This window comes from Maricaulis maris MCS10 (assembly GCF_000014745.1).
Taxonomy (GTDB): domain Bacteria; phylum Pseudomonadota; class Alphaproteobacteria; order Caulobacterales; family Maricaulaceae; genus Maricaulis; species Maricaulis maris_A.
The window spans coordinates 2,445,732-2,466,823 of record NC_008347.1; the positions used below are offsets into that span (position 1 = coordinate 2,445,732).

Genomic DNA, 21,092 nt, shown 5'->3' on the forward strand with positions numbered 1-21,092 from the left:
CCTGGAGATTTGACCCGTCGCCCGGTGACGGGCTTGATGGGACGAGTCCGGTCGCCGATTTGCAGCCGGTGACCAGCCAGACAGGGTGAGTGTCATGCGTATCATCGTCCGGGCCATTGCCGCGCTCGTCCTGCCGCTTTGTGCATTCTTTGCGGCAGCGGCATCAGGCCAGACAGCGGCCGCCCGCAACGGGGTGAACATCCCGCTACGCTATGAAACCCTCGACAATGGCTTGCGGGTGGTCCTCGCCGAAGACCATACCGTGCCGACCGCGACCGTCGCGGTCTATTATGGCGTCGGCTATCGCAATGAACCACGTGGGCGGACCGGCTTTGCCCATCTGTTCGAGCATATCTTTTTTGCCGGCTCACAGAACCTGCCCGAACCGGTCTTTTACTACTACATCGCCGACCTCGGCGGCATCGCCAACGGCTCGACCCGGCTCGATTTCACCAATTATTTCGGTGTGGTGCCAGCCAACGCCCTCAACGCTTTCCTGTGGGCTGAGGCCGACCGGATGGCCGCCCCGACCATCGATGAGGCCGTCTTCCAGCGCGAGCGTGACGTCGTGCGCAACGAGATTTTCGTCAATGTGCAGAACCGCGCCTATGGCGACTGGACCTGGGTCGACCTGCCGATGGCGGCCAATGAAAACTGGCACAATGCGCACAATTTCTACGGTGATCTCAGCGATCTCGACGCCGCCACGGTCGAGGAGGCATGGACTTTTTTCGAGCAATACTACACGCCGCGCAACGCGGTCCTGGTGATCGCGGGGAGTTTTGACACCGACGCCACCCTGGCCACTGTCGAGCAGTATTTCGGCGATATTCCCGCCGGTCCGGACCTGCCCGAGATCGACGTGTCCGAGCCACCCCAGACGATCGAAAAACGCGCCCGGCTGACCGACCCGCTGGCCACCCAACCGGGCCTCGCCATCGCCTATCACATGCCGGAACGCGGCACGCCGGAATACTTCGCCATGATCCTGATCGACCAGATCCTGACCCGCGGCGGCGATGCCCGGTTGCAACAACATCTCGTCGATGATCTGGGTTATGGCAGCGGCGTGGGTGGCGGCATCAACCTTCTGGGCAATGCCTTCAACTATGACGGGCCGATGCTGTGGACGGCCAGCCTGATCCATGATGGCGAGATCGCGCCCGACACGGTGCTGACCGAGTTCGACCGGGTGATCGACGAATTGCGCGAGACCCGCGTCAGCGACGCTGTACTCGCCAGCGCGCGCAACAAATTCCTGGCAGAATTCTATCTGCAATTCGACTATGGCACCCGTTTCGGCGTGGCCGACCTGCTGGCCAGTTTCGCCCTGTTTGACGATGATCCCGGCCGTATCAACCGGATCGAGGACGGCTTCGAACAGGTGACCCCGCAGATGATACAGCGCGTGGCGCGTGACTGGCTGCGCCGGGACAACCGGACCATCCTTGAACTGGTGCCCGGCGACGGACGTCCGCCCGCCGCGCCGCTTGCCCCACCGGTCAAGGCGGAGGATCTGCCATGAATCCGCTTCGCCCCCTTCGCTGTTTCAGCCTCGCCCTTGTCATGGCGCTGGCAGGCCTGGTCTCGCTGGCCACCGCCGGGCTGGCCGACGGGCCGGGCCGGGGACTGCTGCCGCCGGCACCGGGCGAGCCCCTGCCCTTCGAACTGCCGGCCTCGCAATCGCTGATGCTGGAAAACGGCCTGACCGTGACCTTCATTCCCTGGGGGCTGACCCCGACCATGGATATCGTCGTCTCGGTGAGATCGGGCAATATTGATGATGGCGAGCAGACCTGGATTGCCGACCTGACCACGGCGATGATCGAGGAAGGTTTTGCCGGACTGGACCGGGCCGAGATCGGCCGACGCTTCGCAACCATGGGAGGCGCGCTGAACACCACGGTGACCCAGACCCACACCCTGGTCGGTGCGCATGTGCTGTCTGATCATGGCGAAGACGCGCTGGCCCTGATCGCCGACGCGGTGCGCCGCCCCGATTTCCCGCCAGACGCGCTTGCCCGGATCAGTGCCGGCATGTCGCGCGATATCGAGCTGCGCCGGCAGGAGCCCGACTATATGGCCTTCACGACCGCCGTTCAGTCGCTCTTCCCGCCTGGCCATCCCTTCCATTTCGGTCTTCCACGTCCGGGCCAGGTCGATAGCTATGCAATTGCTGATATCCGCGATTTCCACGCCACCAAATTCGGGGCCGGCCGGACCCATCTCTATATTGCCGGACGGTTCGACACCGCCCGCATGGAAGCGGCGGTGCGGGACGCCTTTGGTGACTGGCCGCGCGGCGAGCCTGACAGCGCGCCGCTGGCGATACCGGCCCGTGGCCCCGTCGTGCATCTGGTTGACCGGCCCGGCTCGTTGCAGACAACGGTCCACCTGGTCTTCCCGGTCGGCAGCATCACCTCGAAGGATGCGACGCCCCTGTCGGTAATGGACGCCTCCCTGGGCGGCGCCATCTCCGCACGCATGCGCGAAGCCGGCTGGTCCTATTCACCCAGCAGTTTCATCCAGTGGACCCGCGGCGGCGGGATGTGGACCTATACCGACGATATCGATACGCCGCATACAGTTGAGGCGCTGACGTCAGTCTTCGCGACCATTGCTTCGGCGCGCGATCAAGTGTGGAACATGGACGGGACCCGGCGCTGGCTGGCCAGCCTGTTCGTGATGTCGACCGGCTCGACCTATGGCCTGCTCGAAAACCTGGCCCAACGCGACGCTTTCGGCCTCGATCACGACTATCTCGACCGCCGCGTCCCGGCCCTGATGTCGGTCACCGATCGCGAGGTCAACGCCGTCGCCGGGGCCTATCTGCGCGAGGACAGGTTCACCTTGGTCGTGGTTGGCGACCTGACCCGGTTCGAGGACGGGTTGCGGGCCATGCCAGCGCTCGGGCAGGCGGAATTCGTACGGTCTTCGGAGTAGGTCGGGCAAGGTCTGCCGCCCGTCGCCAAACCGGTTGTCATCCCAGTCGGAGGTCCGGCGGACGAGTTGCCCGAAGGACGAGCCGCCCCGTCCCCCTCTACCCGATATTCTGCGCAAACATGATCCGGTGGCCGTCCGGCGTCTGCACGCCAAATTCGCGCATGCCCCAGGGCTGATCGGTGAGACGGTGGATGATATTGACACCAGGCCCCTTGATCTCGTCGTGGAAGGCCCTGACGTCGTCAAACTCAACATAGGCGAAGAATTGGTGATCGCCGAGCTCCGCCGGCGGGATGGCATCGGCGCAATGACCGATGCGCAGATAGCAATTATCGCGGCGCAGGAAGGCCCAGCCATCCGCCCGCAGCCAGTGCTCGAAGCCCAGCTTCTCCACCCACCAGCGGGCCGTTGAGTCCAGGTCATTGACGGCCAGCACATAGGTGGACCGTGTCACGCGTGTGGTCATGGCTTGCTCCTTCGCCACCGGACGCATAACCCGGGGTCGCCCCATACTGACAGGAAGCGCCATGACCGGCACCCCCCGGCTCGATGACCCCCACGCCTTCATCCGCGCGCATACGGCGTTGATGGCGCCGCCAATGGTGCCCGAGGTCGAACTGCACCTGGCGGTCGAGACAGTCGCGATCTGGGAGCAGACCGAGGAAGCGCTCGGCGAAATGGGACTGCCACCGCCATTCTGGGCCTTCGCCTGGGCAGGCGGACAAGCGCTGGCGCGCTATTGCCTCGACAATCCGGCCATTGTTTCCGGCCTGCGCGTGCTCGACTTTGCCGCCGGCGGCGCGGTCTCCGGCATTGCCGCGATGAAGGCCGGCGCCGCCACGGTCGAAGCCTGCGAACTGGACGCTTTCGCCATCGCCGCCATCGAGACAAACGCGCAGGCCAATGGCGTCGCGCTGACCACACGGCTCGGCGATCTGGTCGGCACGGATGACGGGTGGGATGTGGTGCTGGCCGGTGATGTCTTCTACGAGGCTGAACCGGCACGCCTGATCGGCGGCTGGCTGGAGACCCTCAATGCCCGTGGCGCGACCGTGTTGATCGGCGACCCGGGACGCTCCTTCCTGCCCCAGGACCGGCTGGAAAGGCTGGCCGAATACACGGTTCCCGTCACCCGCGACCTTGAGGACCGCGAGGTAAGACAGGCCAAGGTGTGGAAATATCGCTGACGCTCCCCTCGCCCGCAGAATCAACCCAGTCTGCCGAGCATGGCCCGCGCTCGCGCCGTTGACCGGCGATTATTCCTGCTGCTCGAAATTGCCGCCCGCAAGCTCAACCGGGACGCCGACGCACGCCTGAAATCCGTCGCTGGCGTGACCTCTGCCCAGGCTGCCGTCCTGTTCCTGCTGGCCCGCCGCGGCGAGCGCCGCATGGGTGATATCGGCGAGATGCTCTCCCTGCACCCGCCGGCCGTGACCGGCCTGGTCAATCGCATGGAAGCGCTGGGCCTTGTCACCAAGAAGACCTCGCCCAGCGACAAGCGCTCGGCGATCGTGTCGCTGACCGAAAAGGGGCGGGCCCTGGGCGATACCGCCGACCACATCCTGCGTGACCTCAATACCGAGCTGGAGAACCGGCTGGGCGAAGAGGATGCCGACATGTTGCACCGCGTCCTGACCCGGATCGCGGTGGATTTCTGATGGCCGGCCAAGTGGCCCGGGTGACGTTTACGTCAACTGATTAACGGTGTTCAAGCGCCCCGCTTTTGCTCTAGGCTCCCGCCATATCCACAAGCCCGAATGGGCAAACCCATTAGGGAGGCTCGCATGAGCGAACAGGTTTTGGTCGAAACCGCAGACCGTATCCGCACGATACGCTTCAACCGTCCAACAAAGAAAAACGCCCTTACCCAGGACATGTATGACGCCGCCGCCGAGGCTCTGGAAAGCGCCGACACCGATCCGTCGGTCCGCGTCAGCATCATCACCGGTACCGATGGCGTCTTCACCGCCGGCAATGACATAGTCGACTTCACCCAGCGCCCGCCGGATTTCAACGAGCACGACGTCCCGCCGGTGCGCCGCTTCATGCTGGCGCTGCTGAATGCACAGAAGCCGGTCGTCGCCGCCGTTGATGGCCTCGCCATCGGGATCGGTGTGACGTTGCTGCTGCATTGCGACCTGGTCGTCGCCTCGGACCGGGCCGTGTTCAAGACGCCTTTCGTCGACCTGGCCCTGGCACCGGAATTTGCCTCCTCCCAGCTGATGCCGCGTATTTTCGGCCATGCAGTCGCCGCCGAACTCCTGCTGCTGGGCGAGACCTGGGACGCGACACGGGCCCGCGAGACGGGCCTGGTCAATCGCGTCACCGAGCCGGGCAAGCTGGACGAGACCGCCCGCTTCATCGCCGCCATCCTTGCCGCCAAAGCGCCAACCTCGCTGAAAGCGTCCAAGGCCCTGATGCGCCAGCCGGTCGAAAGCATCGAGGACCGCATGGACCGCGAGAACGCGATCTTCGCCTCGCAACTGCAATCGCCGGAATTTGCCGAAGCAGCGGCCGCCTTCCTCGAACGCCGGGCACCGGATTTCGACAAGCTGGGCTGACCCACAAATCGACGACACGCGGGGGACTGACATGAAAAAGCGCTATATCGCCGGGACCGCCCTGGCCGTCCTGCTGGCCGCCGGGATCACGGCACTCAACCTGTCGCCGATCGGGCGGGTCTACCTGCCCTCCGGCACCGGCATTGTTGCCAAGCAGATGTGCTCTTTGACCTGGGTGTCCGGTCTCGATCCGGACCAGGCCTATGACTTCTATCTCAACCCCTTGCTGGGCGATGCGGCCAGCGTGATCGGCTATGAGATGGATGAGGAGAACCGCGAGGTCACCTCATCCGTGCTCGGCCTGTTCTGGCAGCAACGAGCGGTCTGGCGCGACGGGCTGGGCTGTACGCTGGTCCATGGTTCGGGCGATTTCGACCCCGACCTGACTGTCCCGGTCACGCGCGACTTCCAGCCGATGACGCTCGACACCACCCACCGCGACGCCTGGTTCGACACCGAGGCCCTGGACGCCGCGGTGATGGATGCCTTTGACGACAGCGAGGACGACAGTCGCCAGACCCTGGCTGTCGCGGTGCTGCACCAGGGCCGCCTGGTCGCCGAGCACTATGCACCCGGCGCCAGCCAGCAGACCCGCTTCCACGGCTGGTCCATGACCAAGAGCGCCATGACCACGCTGGCCGGTACGCTGGTCCATGACGGCCTGCTCGACATAGAGGCTGAAGGCGCCGTCCCCGCCCTTGCCGAAATCGACGATATCCGCCTGTCGGAGATCACCATCGAAAGCCTGCTACGCATGGCCGGCGGCCTCGCCATCGCCGAGACCAATACCGGCATGGACCCCAATTCGGAGATGCTGTTCACCCAGTCCGACATGCCGCATTACGCCGCTACCCGCGAACGCCTGCATGCGCCCGGTGAGCACTGGCAGTACATGAGCGGCAATACCATCCTGGCCACCGACACCATGCAGCGCCTGCTGGGCGACAGCCTGCCCGAACAGGTCGCAGGACTTCGCGCCCGGATATTCGAGCCGCTGGGCATCTATTCGGCGATCATGGAGCCGGGCGAGAACGGCGTCTTCCAGGGCTCGTCCTACATGTATGCCACGGCCCATGACTGGGCCCGGCTGAACCAGCTCTATCTCGACAATGGCGTCGTCGATGGCGAGCGCCTGCTGCCGGAAGACTGGTATTCGATCGTCGCCGAGCCGACCCCGGGGTCCAATGGCGAATACGGGATGGGCTTCTGGTTGCCCAATGAGCGCAGCACCCTGCCGCCGGAAACCATCATGATGAGCGGTTTCCAGGGCCAATGGGGCTATGTCATGCCGCAGCAGGAGCTGGTCATCGTGCGCTTTGGCGCCACAACCGGTGTCAACTCACGGACCGGCGGGCTCGCCAATGCCGTCCGGGCCGCCTTGCAGCCGCCCGCGGCTGAGCCAGACGCGCCGGAATCGCTGCCCGAACCCGATCAGTGATATCCGCTAGGCCGCCACGCAGAGCGGCGGGGTTTCAGCGAGTACGCCGGTCTTCAACACCCGCCTTACATGCTGGCTGACGGCAAAGGGGCCGGCGCGCTTTTCATTGATGGCGACCATCAGGTCCGGCTGTGTCACGCCGGGCTTGGACACGGCGACGGCCCAGGTCGCGTATTCACGCCGCAGGACCGGAACGAATTCCAGCACCTGCAGCCCGTCCACCCGGTCATCATTGGCGGCCCGGTCATGATAGGCGCAGAGCGCCTCGTCACCGCCCTCCAGGACTTCCAGGAAATGTCCGGCCTCGACCACCATGCCACCCGTCACGCCTTCGGCCACACTGGTCCGCATGCAGCTTGCCAGAACTGACCCGAACGCGCCGTTGAGTGCGCCGGGACCAGTGTCGATTTTTGATCGGGCAGCGAGGACCATTCTGTGCAGCATGCGGACATCCGGTTGGAGCAATTATGTGTCGCCCTCTAAGCGCCAGACCTGAAGCTTCTTTCAATGAATTGGCCGGCATTTTTCGCGATATTGCCTCAAATTGTCAGCGCTTCCCGCCATCTCCCTGAGCCTGCGACGGAAAGCGGGCTGGACTTTCAGCGGCGAAATTGCAGTTTCAGACACACAACAATGCAGGACCACGGCCATGGCCCATAAATCCCTTCGTGATTTCATCGACCAGCTGGAAGCCGAGGGCGATCTGGTGCGGGTCACCACGCCGGTTTCGACCGAGCTGGAAATGACCGAGATTCACAAGCGCACCCTGCATGCTGGCGGGCCGGCCATCCTGTTTGAAAACGTCATCAATGAGCGCGGCGAAAAGAGCGAAATGCCCTGCCTGGTGAACCTGTTCGGCACCGTCAAACGCGTTGCCCAGGCGGTCACGCTGGGCGGACAGGCGCGCACCACGGGTGAGGAATTGCGCGAAGTCGGCGAGCTGCTCGCCTTCCTGCGCCAGCCGGAACCGCCGCGCGGTCTCAAGGAAGCCGCCGAACTCCTGCCCCTGGCCAAAACCGTGATGTCGATGCGGCCGAAGACTGTGAAGAAAGCCCCCTGCCAGGACGTGGTCCTCACAGGCAACGACATCGATCTCGACCGGTTGCCGATCCAGACCTGCTGGCCCGGCGAACCGGCGCCGCTGATCACCTGGCCGCTGGTGGTCACCAAGGGACCGTCGGACGACAAGCAGGACGATTTCAATCTCGGCATTTACCGCATGCAAAAGCTCGGCAAGGACCGCACCCTGATGCGCTGGCTCAAGCATCGTGGCGGCGCCCAGCATTATCAGCGCTGGAAGGACAAGAAGCCGGACCCGCTGCCCGCCGCCGTCGTCCTGGGTGCCGATCCCGGCACCATATTGGCGGCCGTCACGCCCATCCCCGACACGCTGTCGGAATACCAGTTCGCCGGCATTTTGCGCGGCAAGAAGGCCGAGCTGGTCGATTGCAAGACGGTTCCGCTCAAAGTCCCCGCCGAAGCCGAGATCATCCTGGAAGGTCATGTCCTGCTCGACGAGTACGGCCCGGAAGGCCCCTATGGCGACCACACCGGCTATTATAATTCCGTCGAGCATTTTCCGGTGTTCCAGATCAGCGCCATCACCATGCGCAAGGACCCGATCTACCTGACCACCTATACCGGCCGTCCGCCGGACGAACCGGCCGTCCTCGGCGAGGCGCTCAACGAGGTCTTCATCCCGCTATTGCAGCAGCAATTCCCGGAAATTCTCGACTTCTGGCTGCCGCCCGAGGGCTGTTCCTACCGCATCGCCGTGATCAGCATGAAGAAGGCCTATGCCGGCCATGCCAAGCGCGTGATGATGGGCGCCTGGTCCTTCCTCAGACAATTCATGTACACCAAATGGATCATCGTCGTGGACGAGGATATCGACGCGCGCGACTGGAAAGACGTGATGTGGGCCGTCTCGACCCGCATGGATCCGGCCCGCGACATCGTCACCGTCGAAAACACCCCCATCGACTATCTCGACTTCGCCTCCCCGGTCTCCGGCCTCGGCTCGAAGATCGGGCTTGATGCGACCAACAAGACGGGTCATGAGACGACGCGGGAATGGGGCGAAAAACTCGACATGGATGACGCCACGAAGGCGCGGGTGGACGCGATCTGGGGCGAGTTGGGGATTGAGCTGGGGTGACTTCGGTCGCCGCTCGCTTGTCACCCCGGGCGACGGGCCTGCGTCCGGGATGACGGACTATCACGCTTGAAGAATGCACCGCCCTCGCTTCTCCCCGACCGGGGAGAAGTGGCCCGAAGGGCCGATGAGGGGCGGCGCGTCGGCGCCCATTCAAAACCTTTCCCTGGCGCCGCGTCGCGGCGCGCCCCTCACCCCCTGCGCGCTGCCGCGCTCCGGGACCTCTCCCCGGCCGGGGAGAGGCAGCTTATCCCCCCTCCTGCACCCCCTTCCTTCTCCCTGGGGAGAAGGTGCGCGCAGCGCGGATGAGGGGGATTTCTCCTGCGCCCACCGGGATTTACCCCTCACCCTGGCCCTCTCCCAGGGGAGAGGGAAAGTGAGCTCTGCGAAAAAATCCAGAAAACTTATCCCCGCCCATCAGACCCACCGCATAATCCCCCTGTCCCGCGTCACTCGAGGCCCGGATTGGTGATCCGGGGGCGTTGGGAGTACGGAGCTCGTCCGGTTGCCTGGAATCACCGCCAGACCAACCCGGCGTGGCCATCGGTTGGACGGCAGCACAAAGCTCGACTGCCTCTCCCAGCCGGTTTCGAGACGGGGTCGGTAACGATCCTGAGTAAATCTCCGTGTGCGAGGTGCCCCCGGCGCCACCCATACACACTCGCATAGCAAGGCTCCGGAACGGCACCTCGCACCCCTCTACTGCCCAAAACGCCAGGCGAGCTCGTCGTGGCGATGTCGGTGCTTGGGGTCGAGGGTGTTCAGAACGACATTCGCTCAGGTCTGGCCGGTCTTGAGGCGGACATCGGAATTGGGCGCCCTGTAGCGCTCGAACGCATCCAGCAGCGAGGTCACGCGGTCCGAGACAATCAATGCGCCGCGATGTTCCGGAGCCAGGAAGCCCTGGTCGGTCATCTTGTCGAGAAAGGCCACCAGCTCGTCATAATAGCCATTGACGTTCAAAAGGCCGACCGGGTTACGGTGCTGACCGAGCTGGGCCCAGGTCCAGACCTCGAACATTTCCTCCATCGTGCCGATGCCGCCGGGCATGGCGATGAAGGCCTGCGACAGCTTCACCATCTTGGCCTTGCGGGCATGCATGGAGCGCACGACGTGGAGTTCGGAAAGTCCCATATGGGCGATTTCCTTGAGGGCCAGGAATTCCGGGATCACCCCGACGACGCGGCCGCCGGCGGCGAGGGTCGCATCGGCAATGCGTCCCATCAGACCGACCTGCCCGCCACCATAGACCATTCCGATCCCGCGCAGCGCCAGCACTTCGCCGAGCCGGTCGGCGGCGGCGATGAAGGCCGGATCCTTGCCGGCATTGGAGCCGCAATACACACAAATGGATTTCATGACAGGTCCAGAATTTGGAAACACGCGCTCCTGCCCTATCCTGCGATCAGAATTGCGGGAGCCAAGGATGAAACGGATCACAATCCTGATAATCGCGCTGCTCGCGCTGGGCAAGCCGCTGGCGGCGGCTGGCGCCCAGATTGCCGAGCCGGTCGTCCTGCCCTCGCAGATGTGTCGCGGCTATTTCTTCGTCCCGGTGACGCTGGAAGTACGCGATGGCGAGACTGCCGACGAGCGGACACTCTGGTTCCTCTACGACACCGGCGCCTCGGCCAGTTTTGTCGACCCGGACAGTGTCGAGCGGGTCTCCGGGCAAAGGTTGGCCAGGGGAGTCCGGGCCAATTTCGGTGTCTCGACCATCGGCGATCTGAGACTGACCGGCCTGCGGGCCCGCATCCGCGACCTCGATCACCTCTCCATCGCCCTGGGCCGCGAGATCGACGGCATCCTGGAATTTGACGCGTTTTCGGCCGTGCTGCTGACCCTCGACTACGCCAACAGTGAGATGCGAATCGTGTCCGGCGAGCTGCCCCGCGCCGACGGCGAGACGGTGTTTTCATCCAGGGGACCGGACACCCGGCCCTGGTTGCAGGTCGGCTTTCCAACCGGCAGCCGCCGCCTGCTGATCGACAGCGGCGCCGCGCTGAGCCCGATCATCCTGCGCAATATCCACCGCTACGACACCGTCCGGCCACCGCGCGCCACCGGCGCCGCAGTCCGCTTCTCCGAGGTCGAGCGCCGCTCCTCAGCGCGGATGAGTGGCAGTCTGTGGATTGGTGGCCACGAGCTGGAACAACCGGTCATCCAGTCAACGCCGGAGACGGAAATCCTGGGCGGTCAGGCGATGCGTCATTTCAGCTGGACCTTTGACCAGCGCAATGACCGGGTCCGCGTCACGCGCAATGACCCGGACACACCGATCACCTTCGAACCGATGGTGACCCACGGCATGGTCCTGGTCCCTGAAGGTGACGGCATGCGGGTCGCCACCGTGATCGCCGATACGCCCGCCTTTGATGCCGGCGTCGAGAGCGGCGATTTCATCACTCATTTCAACGGCACGCAGATGCGAACCCGCAGTTGTGAGATGGGGGGCGAACCGCCGGCGAGGCTGGATCTGAGTCTGATCCGCGACGGCGAAACCTTGCAGATGACACTGGACCTTTACGCGCTGGTCGACTGATCGCCCTGCAGAAAGGCTGACATTTCGCGGATGGCCGCGACGATCCGGGCCGGGTCGGCGGCGAGCGCACGTTCACCGATCGCGATTTCCAGCGCCGGAACCGGATCGGCGTCGAAATGCCAGAAGCGGTTGCCCAGCCAGACACCGGTCGCCTCGGCCGCCGCATCACGAGCCGCCTCGGCTGTCGCCACATCACAGTCCAGCCGGACATGCATCATGTTCACCTGAGGCGGGTCAGGCGTGATGCTGACACCGGGACAGTCGCCGAGGTCGGCCGCGATCCGGCGGGCCTGTTCGACAAATCGCGGCAGCAGCGGCAGGCGGTGTTCCAGCGCGTAAAGGGCGTCGGGGACCATCGGCCAGGCCGAGACAAGACGTCCGCCCATCCGGGCCAGCCACAGGCGCGCCGCGTCTATGAAATCCGTATCACCGGCCAGGACAGCCCCGCCCGAGGCGCCGAGATCCTTGTAGAAGGACACATAGACCGAGGCGAAACCGTCACAGATCTCCGGCCAGTCATGACCGGGCCAGGCCTCTGGCAGCCCCCAGATGCGCGCTCCATCCATGTGCAGGGGAATGCCGCGCGAGACCGCCAGGGCCTTGAGGGCGACCAGCTCGTCCCAGCTCGGCAGCGCCCCGCCATTGTGTCGCTGCGGCAGCTCGATGAAGGCGCAGCCTGCGGCGGCGGGCAGGTCGTCTGATCGCAGGGTGCGCGACCACTCACCCATGCCCAGCGTTTCCAGCCCGTGCAGGTGCACATGGGCCTCTTCCTCATGCAGGGCGAGATGAGAGGTCGGGTGCAGCGCCAGGCGGTTGTCGCCGCTGGCCTCGCAGTGAAGACGGGCAGCAACGCCCTGGGCCATGGTGCCGGTCGGAAACCAGACCGCAGCCGGCTTGCCCAGTAGCTCTGCCATCCGGGATTCCAGCCGGTCCACGGACGCGCCGGTCAGATAGGCCTCGCCCCCCAGGCCCTGCTCGCGCATCCAGGATGCGACCCGCATCAACCGGTCGGCCGGATGGGTCTCGTGATGGAAGGGGAAAGTCAGGTCAAGGTCGCAACGCGCCCTCAATGAGTCGCTCATTCCGATGCGCCGGCCAGCAGGGCATCCAGGCTGGTCGTCGACCACCCCACAAGCACTGTTGAACCCGCCTCGATGACCGGGCGCTTGATCAGCGTCGGATTGGCAATCAGGACCCCCGCCGGATCCTCCGCGGCGATTTCACGGTCTTCCTCGGCCATGTTGCGCCAGGTTGTGGAGCGCGTGTTGACGAGCACTTTCGCGCCTACGGCATCGAGCCAGTCCGGGACTTTGACAACCCGGTCCGCCTCTTCACGGATATCGACAAAAGTGTGGGCCAACCCGGCCGCGTTGAGTGCCGAAACGGCCTTCTTGCAGCTGTCGCAGTTTTTCAGGCCGTAAACCGTCAGTCCCGTCACATCAAACTCCTGCTTTTGCAGCACAACACGCCTATTCGGCAGCCTCGACCGAGTCACCCTCCGGGGACAACTCCGAAGCCCGAATCTCGGCAGCCCGGTCTTCAACCATCTCGACAATATGATCGACCATCTCCTCATTGGAGACATTGTGGTCCGGGCGTCCGGACACATACATCTTGCCGCGCCCGGCACCGCCGCCAGTAAAGCCCAGATCGGTCATCAGGGCTTCGCCCGGCCCGTTGACCACACAGCCGATGATGGACAGCGAGATCGGCTCTGAAATATGGGCCAGCCGGGCTTCCAGCGTCTCCACCGTACGGATCACGTCAAAGCCCTGGCGGGCGCAGGACGGGCAGGCGATGATATTGACGCCGCGGGTTCGCAGCCCCAGCGATTTGAGAATGTCGAAGCCGACCCGGACTTCTTCTTCCGGCTCCGCCGACAGTGAGACCCGAATGGTGTCGCCGATCCCGGCCCACAACATCGAGCCGATGCCGATCGAGGATTTCACCGTGCCGATCCGCGTGCCCCCGGCCTCGGTGACCCCCAGATGCAAGGGCGCGTCAGTGGCCTCGGACAGGGATTGATAGGCCGCAACCGTGAGGAAGGGATCGGAGGCCTTCACCGAAATCTTGTAATCTCGGAAATCGAGATCATCGAGAATGCGGGCATGGTCCAGCGCGCTCTCGACCATCGCCTCGGGACAGGGCTCGCCATATTTCTCCAGCAGGTGACGCTCGAGCGAGCCGGCATTGACCCCGATCCGGATCGCACAGCCATGATCGCGGGCGGCCTGGACGACCTCCCTGACCCGGTCCATCGAGCCGATATTGCCCGGATTGATACGCAGGCAAGCGGCGCCGGCCTCGGCAGCCTCGATGCCACGCTTGTAGTGGAAATGGATGTCGGCGATCAGCGGCACCTTGGCCGCCTTGGCAATCGTCTTGAAGGCTGCGGTTGAGTCCTCGTCCGGGCAGGACACGCGCACCAGATCGACACCGGCCTCCTCGCAGCGCCGGATCTGGTCGATCGTGGCACCGGCATCGGAGGTGGGGGTATTGGTCATCGTCTGCACGCTGATCGGCGCATCACCGCCGACCTCAAGCGGGCCAACCTTGATCTTGCGGCTCTTGCGACGGTCAATCATCCGCCACGGGCGAACACTGCGCGGATCGGAGCTGGATTGTGACATCGGACACCTTCCCTTCACGGACCTGTCTGACAGGGACACGCCGCGATACCGGCTGGATATAGCGTCAATGTGTCGGGTGTGCGACCGGGTGAATGGTAAAAGACTGCGGCGTATTGCTGCGGCGGCCTATTGCGGCGCCCCGTCAACCGGATCGGCTTGCGCCATCACAGGCAAGTCCTCAACAGGCATGCCGGCATCGCCCAACAGGCCGACCAGTTCGCCATTGCGCTCAATCTCGATCGCACCGGCATTGGCGGCGGACACGGTCAGGCCCGGCTCCAGCGCCCGATAGACCTCACCAACCGCCAGTTCCCGGGCGAACAGGATGCGACCGGATGAATCCCTAACTTCCAGCCAGGTTGGCAAAACGGCCCGCATGACCACCTGGCCGGACGCCGTCGCGGCCTCGCCCAGGGGCAGTCCGGACCAGATATCGTCAACGCTGACAGCAACCCGCCCGGTCTGGAAATCGGCACGGGCCCAATCCGGTGCCGCATCCGGCGGCGATGGCATGTTGGTCAGGCCTGTACCGCTTGAGAATTGTTCAGAATACCACCACGCCGTACCGGCGACCGCCGCGAGGATCAGAAGGGCGCCAAAGGCACCGCGGGGCAGTTTGATGGGCTCTCGGGTCTTGGCCGCTGCGCTTGGCTGGGCCCGACCGGTTTCAGTGTCGACCTCGCGCTTGAACTGGTCGACCATGCCGGCGGCATCAAGACTCAGGAAACCGGCATAGGTGCGCAGATAGCCAATGGTGTAGGCGCGAGCAGGCAGGCCGCGCGGATCCATGGTTTCAAGGGCTTCCAGATAGTCGGCGCGAACACGGGTGCGTTCGGCGGCCTGTGCGATCGAGAGATTGAGTTTCTGGCGGGCTTCGCGGAGGCGTTCGCCGGATGACAGATGCACATAGCCGACACCGTCATCTGAATAGACGGCATCAACGGGCACGAAGTCCGTACTGGGCGTCTGACTCACCATCACCATACCGCCGCTCATCCTTGCCGGAGCGATCGTCACTCAAAGCGCGGTCAGGAAAAATTCCCTAACACTTTCTTATAAGATCAAATTGCTCGTCCATTATCAATGGCCTCGCGAGGCAATCCGGCCTTTTCTCCTGCTTCTATGAGGAGCGGGCGCAAACTGTCCACGGGCAATTGAAGATGGCTCGCAAGCCAGGTGCCAAGTTTGCCGGCGTCGAGACCGGAGACCAGTTTCTTGATCGGTCCGATGTTTCCCGAGGCCATGGAAAGACTTTGATAACCAAGCCCGATCAGCACCGCAGCTTCCAGCGGCTTGGCGGCTATTTCGCCACAAACCGAGATCGGCGTGTCGTGCTCCGCGCACAGGTCGCGGACATGTTTGAGAAGATCCAGGGCGGCAGGGGCAAGAACATCGTACCGTTCCGAGACACGCGTATTCTGGCGGTCCGCGGCGTAGAAATACTGCATCAGGTCATTGGCACCGACTGACACGAAATCGACCGTGTCGATGGCGTGATGGAGCGCCCAGGCCATGCCCGGCGTTTCCAGCATGATGCCGCAGCGGACATCAGAGGGCATTTCATGACCGGCATGACGGGCATGATTCAGCTCCCGGTCCAGCATCTCGCGAGCCGCCCGGGCTTCCCAGGGCGCGGCGATCATCGGGAACATCACATTCAGGGGCCGTCCGGCGGCCGCCAGGATCAGGGCGCGCAGCTGGTAGCGCAGCAGGCCCGGCCGATCCAGACCCATGCGAATGGCGCGCCAGCCCAGCGCCGGATTGGCCTCGACGGTCGAGGGCGCGAACGGCGCCACCTTGTCACCGCCCAGGTCCAGCGTGCGGAATATGACCGGCTTCTCACCCGCGGCATCAAGGACGGATTTGTAGACAGCGGCCTGCGCTGACAGGCGCGGCAGCGTTTCCGCGACCATGAACTGGAACTCGGTCCGGAACAGGCCGACCCCGTCGGCGCCGGTTTCCTCGAGCGCTGTCAGTTCGATCAACAAGCCGGCATTCATGTGAAGACCGATGCGCTGGCCATCCGCGGTGACTGAGGGGCCGCGCAATTCGGCATAGGCCTGGCGGCGCTCCGACAGGGCGGCCACCCGAACTTCATACGTTTCCACCACCTCCGGTTCGGGCCGGATGTGAAGAACGCCGAACTCGCCATCAAGGATGACCGGGTCACCATTCTCCGCCCGGTCAAGCGCGCCTTCCAGGCGCCCGACCAGTGGAATTCTCAGCGCCTTTGCGACAATGGCTGCATGGGACGAGGCGGAACCCTCCTCCAGTGCTATGCCCTTGAGCTTGTCCCGATCAAACTCCAGAAGTTCGGCCGGGCCGATATTGCGAGCGATGATGATTGCATTGTCCGGCAGTTCGAGCGCCGCACCGCTCCCGTCCAGATGACGCAAGAGGCGATTGGCGAGATCTTCCAGATCATGCAGGCGCTCGCGGAACAGCTGGTCCGAAGCCTTCATCAGCCGGGCGCGGTTCTCGTTTCGCACCCGTTCGACAGCAGCCTCAGCGGTCAGGCCACGGCGCACCGCATCGCGCAGTCTTTCCATCCAGCCACGGTCATGGGCGAACATGCGGTAGGCCTGCAACACGTCGCGGGTCGGACCACCAAAGGGGATACGGCCACCTTCCAGCATCTCGTCGATCGCACTGCGCAGCGACTTGATGGCCGTTTCCAGGCGCTCTTCCTCGCCGGCAGGGTCATCAGCGATCAGGCGGGTCGACTCGACATGGGGCTCGAACAACACCGCGACGCCCTGTGCAACGCCGCCGGAATAGGCTCCGCCCTGGAAGCGTTCCGGGCGCGACTGGCGCACATCCAGCCCGGCCATTTCGGCGGCATCGACAATATCGCCGGAGGCGACGATCTCGGCCAACACCATGGCGACGGTCTGCAGCGTCTCTATTTCATCGGCCGCAATCTGGCGCTCGACCGAGGTCTGGGCCGTCAGGACACCAACCATGCGTCCGCCGCGCAGGATCGGAACACCGACGAAGGTATCGAATGGCTCCTCACCGGTTTCCGGCTTGTAGGAGAAAGACGGGTGCTGGCGGGCATTGGACGTCGCAAGGGGGCGCGCGCGGCGGGCCACAAGGCCAACCAGGCCCTCGCCGGGTCGCAGGCGGACCGAGTGGACGGCTTCGCGCTTGAGACCGAATGTGGCGCACAATTCCAGTGCGTTGGACGGGCGGGCCAGATAGATCGAGCACACATCCCAACCGGCCTCTTCGGCGATCAGCGCCGTCAGATGGTCGAGACGCGCCTGGGCATTCTCCTGCACCGCCATGAGCAGGCGCATGCGCTTGAGCAGGTTGCGCGGATCGCGGGCGGATTTTGTCGTCATGTCATCCATGCCTACACCTGATCCAAACCATAGGCCGCATGCAAGGCCCGGACTGCGCGTTCAACGGCGTCATTCTCGATCAAGGCCGAGATCTTGATCTCGGAGGTGGCGAGGACCTTTACCGCAATATCCTGATCTCCCAGCACCGCAAACAGGGACCGGGCAACGTCAGCTCGCTGGCGAAGACCTGCACCAACCACTGACACCTTGGCCAAACCGGTCTCGGCCGATATCCGCACCCCGGTCATGGCATCTTCCAGCACCGCTTGCGCGCGATCCAGATCACGGTGAGCGATGGAAAACTCCAACGTCACGGTACCGGGCTGTCGGGCATGGGCCTGGACGATCATGTCAACGCCGACTTCGGCTTCTGCCAGGCTGGCGAAACAGCGCGCCGCCATGTCCGACCGGTTCGACGCGCCATGCAGGGCAATGCGGGCCTGGTCGCGGGCATAGGCGACACCGGACACCAGCCGGCGTTCAGCGATCGCCTGTTCGGACACCACATCAGTGCCGCGGCTTGCTCCCGCCTCGAGGAAGGAGGACAGGACCCGCATCGGCACGCCGCGAGCCTTGGCAAATTCCACCGACCGGGTCTGCAACACCTTGGCGCCCTGGGCGGCCAGTTCCAGCATCTCGTCATGGCTGATCGTGTCGAGGCGGCGAGCGTCAGGCTCGACCCGTGGGTCAGTCGTGTAGACGCCGTCAACATCGGTATAGATGTCACACCGAGCCTGCAGCGCCGCGGCCAGGGCGGCAGCTGACAGGTCAGTCCCGCCGCGGCCCAGCGTGCGAACCTCACCCGTCTCGGTAATGCCCTGGAAGCCCGCAACCACCGGAATGATGCCAGCATCGATCGCCGCTTCGAGAACCGCGACATCCATGCCCGCAATGCGCGAAGCACCCGGCGGTCCATCCGTGATGACCGGCAATTGCCAGCCGAGGAATGACTGCGCTTCAAGGCCGGCTTCGCGCAGGGCCAGCGCCATCAGCGCCGAGGACACCTGCTCGCCGGCCGCCAGGGCGACATCGGTTTCACGGTCACCCAGACCACTGCCGAAGGCGCCGGCGAGGCCGAGAATGCGGTCGGTCTCACCGGCCATGGCCGAGACGACAACGGTCATGGTTTCGCCGCGCCGGGCGGCGTCGGCGACCAGGCCGGCCGCGTGGCGGATTCGCTCGATCGTCCCGACCGACGTGCCACCGAATTTCGCCACGACGCGCGTCATGCAACCTGTCCCTCGCGCTTCCCCGGTGAGTCCGGCACGACCATAACGTCGCACCCGGCTCGATAAGACGCACCGTTGGGGCCATATTGAGGCAGTTGCGGGGCGTCGCGCTGGCGGTTAGGTAAGCGCGAAGCGTCCGTCGTGCAACGCCTGAACGCAATCAGCCGCGGCTTCGCCCGCGAGGAGAAATTCATGACCAGCGCCGCCGCGCCCAACACGCTCAACCGTCCCTCCATTGATCCGGAGGAAGTCGAGAAATTCTCCCGCATTGCGGCCGAGTGGTGGGACCCGGACAGCAAGTTCAAGCCCTTGCACAAGTTCAACCCGATCCGCCTGGGCTTCATGCGCGACACGATCTGCGATCATTTCGGCCTGTCCGGCGAGCGCCCGTTCGAGGGTTTGCGCATTCTCGACATTGGCTGCGGCGGCGGCCTGGTCTGCGAACCGATGGCTCGACTGGGCGCACATGTCACCGGCGTCGATGCGGCCGAAGCCAATATCAAGACCGCCAGTGTCCACGCTGACGAGCAGGGTCTGGAGATCGACTACCGGCATGGCGTCGCCGAACAACTGATCGAGCAGGACGAGGCACCATTTGATGTGGTCCTCAATCTGGAGGTCATGGAACATGTCGCCAATCCGCACACCTTCCTGGTCGACTGCGCCAGACTGGTGAAACCAGGCGGGTTGATGATCTGCGCCACGATCAACCGGACCTCGAAAGCCTTTGCCCTCGCCATTGTCGGCGCCGAATGGGTGATGGGCTGGCTGCCGCGCGGGACGCACCGCTTCCACAAGCTGGTCAAACCGTCTCAGATCCGCACCGCGCTGCGCGAAGGCGGGATGAGCCTGCGCGCACCGGTGGGCGTCAGCTACAACCCGCTCACCGACCAGTTCTCGCTCGGCGAGGACACTGCCGTGAACTACATGATGGTCGCGGAAAAGCCGGCTGGCTGATTTTCACAACGGTAGGACAGACGGCGCCAGAGCGACCGCGACTAGTTCGCCTTCTTTGGCGGTGTCGGTGCCAGCGCGTCCGGCAGCGGGGTGACCGGCACGCCGTCATCACTCAGCGCCTTGGTCTCGTCAGCCGATGCCTCGCCATAGATCAGGCGCTTTGGCTTGTCGCCGTCATGGATGGCCCGCGCCTCGCTGGCAAAATCCTCGCCAACATAATCGTAATTCTTGCGGATGTGGGCGCGCACTTTCGAGGCGATTTCGCCGAACTGACGCTCTGGACTGGCCTCGCGCTTGCGCGATGTGGCAACCGCCGGCGCGGCCAGCGCCTTGCGGATCCGGGTCGAGCCACACTGCGGACATTCCACCAGGCCGCGGGCATTCTGGTCGTCGAAACCCGCCGAGTCCGAAAACCAGGCCTCGAAATCATGGTCGTCATCACACAGGAGGGCATAGCGGATCATGGCCTTGCCTCAGAGCGGGCCTGTGAGCGTACGGTCATGCTCAAGCGCCGGAACCCGTCGGCGGGCCTCGGCGACCTTGCGCAGGTCGAGGCTGGCGCGCAGCAGTCCGGGATTGTCATGCTCGAGTTCGGCGACGGTTTCGCCCCAGGGTCCGATGATGATGGAGTGTCCCCAGGTCTTGCGTCCATCGGCGTGCAAACCACCCTGCGCCGGCGCCAGCACGAAACTGCCTGTCTCGATCGCCCGGGCTCGCAGCAGAACGTCCCAATGGGCACGCCCGGTCGGCTTGGTGAAGGCGGCCGGGACGGTCAGGATTTCGGCGCCGGCCTGGGCGAGGCGGCGATAGAGATAGGCGAAACGGACATCATAGCAGATCGACAGGCCCAGCTTCGCGCCGGCAATGTCATGCACCACAAGCCGGTCCCCGGCCTGATAATTATCGCTTTCGCGATAGGTCTCGCCCTGACCCAGCCCGACATTGAACATGTGGGCCTTGTCATAGGTCGCCGCGATCTCGCCCGCCGGAGAGAAAAGGAAACTACGATTGGCGGCCCGGCGTTCGCCGATACGCACGGCCAGTGAGCCGATCAACAGCCAGATGCCGAGTTCGGCCGCTAGGGCGGCGAAGGCCGGGATCGCCGGATCATCGTCGGGCGTGCACATCACCGCGAAGGCGGCGTCGGCATCCTTTTGCACCAGATGCGTTGTCTCCGGTGTCGCCACAAATCTCGCCCCGTCCGCAGCGGCGGCGCGGATCAGCGCGCTGGCTGTGGCGAGGTTTTCCGCCGGGTCGATGCCCGAGCGCATCTGGACGAGGGCGACGTCCATG

Annotated in this window: 20 protein-coding genes; 9 read left to right on the forward strand and 11 right to left on the reverse strand. The window is 64.4% G+C overall.

Translation table 11 applies throughout. The features are described 5' to 3' along the window. Positions 1-94 precede the first annotated feature (94 nt). Both MMAR10_RS11635 and MMAR10_RS11640 read left to right on the forward strand, forming a co-directional pair. Positions 95-1,525: a M16 family metallopeptidase gene (locus tag MMAR10_RS11635; protein WP_011644180.1), complete on the forward strand. Its 1,431-nt coding sequence runs from the start codon at positions 95-97 to the stop codon at positions 1,523-1,525. Further along, a complete protein-coding gene (locus MMAR10_RS11640) occupies positions 1,522-2,943 on the forward strand; it encodes a M16 family metallopeptidase (RefSeq protein WP_011644181.1) in 1,422 nt (473 codons plus the stop codon). Before MMAR10_RS11635 ends, MMAR10_RS11640 begins: the two co-directional genes overlap by 4 nt. Positions 2,944-3,040: 97 nt before the next feature. Here MMAR10_RS11640 and MMAR10_RS11645 read toward each other — a convergent pair whose 3' ends face one another. After that, positions 3,041-3,409: a VOC family protein gene (locus MMAR10_RS11645; RefSeq protein ID WP_041637661.1), complete on the reverse strand. Its 369-nt coding sequence runs from the start codon at positions 3,407-3,409 to the stop codon at positions 3,041-3,043. A gap of 61 nt (positions 3,410-3,470) precedes the next feature. Between MMAR10_RS11645 and MMAR10_RS11650 the strand changes: the two genes are divergently transcribed. From MMAR10_RS11650 to MMAR10_RS11665, 4 genes are all read left to right on the forward strand, one after another. Beyond that, a complete protein-coding gene (locus MMAR10_RS11650) occupies positions 3,471-4,130 on the forward strand; it encodes a class I SAM-dependent methyltransferase (protein ID WP_011644183.1) in 660 nt (219 codons plus the stop codon). 39 nt (positions 4,131-4,169) lie between these two features. Continuing rightward, a complete protein-coding gene (locus MMAR10_RS11655) occupies positions 4,170-4,601 on the forward strand; it encodes a MarR family winged helix-turn-helix transcriptional regulator (RefSeq protein WP_011644184.1) in 432 nt (143 codons plus the stop codon). Positions 4,602-4,727: 126 nt separating this feature from the next. After that, positions 4,728-5,504, forward strand: coding sequence for an enoyl-CoA hydratase (locus tag MMAR10_RS11660; protein WP_011644185.1), 777 nt, complete (start codon positions 4,728-4,730; stop codon positions 5,502-5,504). Positions 5,505-5,535: 31 nt separating this feature from the next. Further along, complete coding sequence (locus MMAR10_RS11665; RefSeq protein ID WP_011644186.1) at positions 5,536-6,942, forward strand: serine hydrolase domain-containing protein; 1,407 nt, start codon at positions 5,536-5,538, stop codon at positions 6,940-6,942. A 6-nt stretch (positions 6,943-6,948) separates the two neighbouring features. Here the strand turns inward: MMAR10_RS11665 and MMAR10_RS11670 are convergent, their stop codons facing one another. Then, complete coding sequence (locus MMAR10_RS11670; protein ID WP_083759560.1) at positions 6,949-7,386, reverse strand: BLUF domain-containing protein; 438 nt, start codon at positions 7,384-7,386, stop codon at positions 6,949-6,951. Positions 7,387-7,591: 205 nt separating this feature from the next. Here MMAR10_RS11670 and MMAR10_RS11675 point away from each other — a divergent pair, with 205 nt between their 5' ends. Beyond that, positions 7,592-9,100, forward strand: coding sequence for a UbiD family decarboxylase (locus MMAR10_RS11675; protein WP_011644188.1), 1,509 nt, complete (start codon positions 7,592-7,594; stop codon positions 9,098-9,100). A 774-nt stretch (positions 9,101-9,874) separates the two neighbouring features. Here the strand turns inward: MMAR10_RS11675 and MMAR10_RS11680 are convergent. Further along, positions 9,875-10,456: a TIGR00730 family Rossman fold protein gene (locus MMAR10_RS11680; protein WP_041636963.1), complete on the reverse strand. Its 582-nt coding sequence runs from the start codon at positions 10,454-10,456 to the stop codon at positions 9,875-9,877. A gap of 67 nt (positions 10,457-10,523) precedes the next feature. Here MMAR10_RS11680 and MMAR10_RS11685 point away from each other — a divergent pair, with 67 nt between their 5' ends. After that, positions 10,524-11,639 carry a PDZ domain-containing protein gene (locus tag MMAR10_RS11685; protein ID WP_011644190.1) on the forward strand — a complete coding sequence of 372 codons (1,116 nt, stop codon included), beginning with the start codon at positions 10,524-10,526 and terminating at the stop codon, positions 11,637-11,639. Here the strand turns inward: MMAR10_RS11685 and MMAR10_RS11690 are convergent. The 6 genes from MMAR10_RS11690 to MMAR10_RS11715 form a co-directional block, all read right to left on the reverse strand. Next, positions 11,621-12,721, reverse strand: a complete 1,101-nt coding sequence (locus tag MMAR10_RS11690) for a threonine aldolase family protein (protein ID WP_011644191.1) — start codon at positions 12,719-12,721, stop codon at positions 11,621-11,623. The two genes, MMAR10_RS11685 and MMAR10_RS11690, sit on opposite strands and share 19 nt — an antisense overlap. Further along, positions 12,718-13,077 (reverse strand): ArsC/Spx/MgsR family protein, encoded by a 360-nt coding sequence (locus MMAR10_RS11695; protein WP_041637665.1) that lies wholly within the window; start codon positions 13,075-13,077, stop codon positions 12,718-12,720. Before MMAR10_RS11695 ends, MMAR10_RS11690 begins: the two co-directional genes overlap by 4 nt. 31 nt (positions 13,078-13,108) lie before the next feature. Beyond that, positions 13,109-14,269: a flavodoxin-dependent (E)-4-hydroxy-3-methylbut-2-enyl-diphosphate synthase gene (gene ispG, locus MMAR10_RS11700; protein WP_011644193.1), complete on the reverse strand. Its 1,161-nt coding sequence runs from the start codon at positions 14,267-14,269 to the stop codon at positions 13,109-13,111. A gap of 126 nt (positions 14,270-14,395) precedes the next feature. Continuing rightward, positions 14,396-15,253, reverse strand: coding sequence for a helix-turn-helix domain-containing protein (locus tag MMAR10_RS11705; RefSeq protein WP_011644194.1), 858 nt, complete (start codon positions 15,251-15,253; stop codon positions 14,396-14,398). 77 nt (positions 15,254-15,330) lie between these two features. After that, positions 15,331-17,622 carry a phosphoenolpyruvate--protein phosphotransferase gene (ptsP, locus tag MMAR10_RS11710; RefSeq protein ID WP_011644195.1) on the reverse strand — a complete coding sequence of 764 codons (2,292 nt, stop codon included), beginning with the start codon at positions 17,620-17,622 and terminating at the stop codon, positions 15,331-15,333. Positions 17,623-17,624: 2 nt separating this feature from the next. Beyond that, on the reverse strand, positions 17,625-18,842 hold the full coding sequence (locus MMAR10_RS11715; protein WP_011644196.1) for an aspartate kinase: 1,218 nt from the start codon (positions 18,840-18,842) through the stop codon (positions 17,625-17,627). A 192-nt stretch (positions 18,843-19,034) separates the two neighbouring features. Here MMAR10_RS11715 and ubiG point away from each other — a divergent pair, with 192 nt between their 5' ends. After that, positions 19,035-19,799 carry a bifunctional 2-polyprenyl-6-hydroxyphenol methylase/3-demethylubiquinol 3-O-methyltransferase UbiG gene (ubiG, locus tag MMAR10_RS11720; RefSeq protein WP_011644197.1) on the forward strand — a complete coding sequence of 255 codons (765 nt, stop codon included), beginning with the start codon at positions 19,035-19,037 and terminating at the stop codon, positions 19,797-19,799. A 41-nt stretch (positions 19,800-19,840) separates the two neighbouring features. Here ubiG and MMAR10_RS11725 read toward each other — a convergent pair whose 3' ends face one another. Both MMAR10_RS11725 and MMAR10_RS11730 read right to left on the reverse strand, forming a co-directional pair. Beyond that, on the reverse strand, positions 19,841-20,263 hold the full coding sequence (locus MMAR10_RS11725; protein ID WP_011644198.1) for a DUF1178 family protein: 423 nt from the start codon (positions 20,261-20,263) through the stop codon (positions 19,841-19,843). Positions 20,264-20,272: 9 nt separating this feature from the next. Then, positions 20,273-21,091, reverse strand: coding sequence for a carbon-nitrogen hydrolase family protein (locus MMAR10_RS11730; RefSeq protein ID WP_011644199.1), 819 nt, complete (start codon positions 21,089-21,091; stop codon positions 20,273-20,275). Between the last annotated feature and the right edge of the window lies 1 nt (position 21,092).

Excerpts from the sequence above, each read along its gene's own strand:
- MMAR10_RS11635 (WP_011644180.1), top strand. The coding sequence starts at position 95 with ATGCGTATCATCGTCCGGGCCATTGCCGCGCTCGTCCTGCCGCTTTGT.
- MMAR10_RS11640 (WP_011644181.1), top strand. The coding sequence starts at position 1,522 with ATGAATCCGCTTCGCCCCCTTCGCTGTTTCAGCCTCGCCCTTGTCATG.
- MMAR10_RS11645 (WP_041637661.1), bottom strand. The coding sequence starts at position 3,409 with ATGACCACACGCGTGACACGGTCCACCTATGTGCTGGCCGTCAATGAC.
- MMAR10_RS11650 (WP_011644183.1), top strand. The coding sequence starts at position 3,471 with ATGACCGGCACCCCCCGGCTCGATGACCCCCACGCCTTCATCCGCGCG.
- MMAR10_RS11655 (WP_011644184.1), top strand. The coding sequence starts at position 4,170 with ATGGCCCGCGCTCGCGCCGTTGACCGGCGATTATTCCTGCTGCTCGAA.
- MMAR10_RS11660 (WP_011644185.1), top strand. The coding sequence starts at position 4,728 with ATGAGCGAACAGGTTTTGGTCGAAACCGCAGACCGTATCCGCACGATA.
- MMAR10_RS11665 (WP_011644186.1), top strand. The coding sequence starts at position 5,536 with ATGAAAAAGCGCTATATCGCCGGGACCGCCCTGGCCGTCCTGCTGGCC.
- MMAR10_RS11670 (WP_083759560.1), bottom strand. The coding sequence starts at position 7,386 with ATGCTGCACAGAATGGTCCTCGCTGCCCGATCAAAAATCGACACTGGT.
- MMAR10_RS11675 (WP_011644188.1), top strand. The coding sequence starts at position 7,592 with ATGGCCCATAAATCCCTTCGTGATTTCATCGACCAGCTGGAAGCCGAG.
- MMAR10_RS11680 (WP_041636963.1), bottom strand. The coding sequence starts at position 10,456 with ATGAAATCCATTTGTGTGTATTGCGGCTCCAATGCCGGCAAGGATCCG.
- MMAR10_RS11685 (WP_011644190.1), top strand. The coding sequence starts at position 10,524 with ATGAAACGGATCACAATCCTGATAATCGCGCTGCTCGCGCTGGGCAAG.
- MMAR10_RS11690 (WP_011644191.1), bottom strand. The coding sequence starts at position 12,721 with ATGAGCGACTCATTGAGGGCGCGTTGCGACCTTGACCTGACTTTCCCC.
- ispG (WP_011644193.1), bottom strand. The coding sequence starts at position 14,269 with ATGTCACAATCCAGCTCCGATCCGCGCAGTGTTCGCCCGTGGCGGATG.
- MMAR10_RS11705 (WP_011644194.1), bottom strand. The coding sequence starts at position 15,253 with ATGGTGATGGTGAGTCAGACGCCCAGTACGGACTTCGTGCCCGTTGAT.
- ptsP (WP_011644195.1), bottom strand. The coding sequence starts at position 17,622 with ATGGATGACATGACGACAAAATCCGCCCGCGATCCGCGCAACCTGCTC.
- MMAR10_RS11715 (WP_011644196.1), bottom strand. The coding sequence starts at position 18,842 with ATGACGCGCGTCGTGGCGAAATTCGGTGGCACGTCGGTCGGGACGATC.
- ubiG (WP_011644197.1), top strand. The coding sequence starts at position 19,035 with ATGACCAGCGCCGCCGCGCCCAACACGCTCAACCGTCCCTCCATTGAT.
- MMAR10_RS11725 (WP_011644198.1), bottom strand. The coding sequence starts at position 20,263 with ATGATCCGCTATGCCCTCCTGTGTGATGACGACCATGATTTCGAGGCC.
- MMAR10_RS11730 (WP_011644199.1), bottom strand. The coding sequence starts at position 21,091 with ATGGACGTCGCCCTCGTCCAGATGCGCTCGGGCATCGACCCGGCGGAA.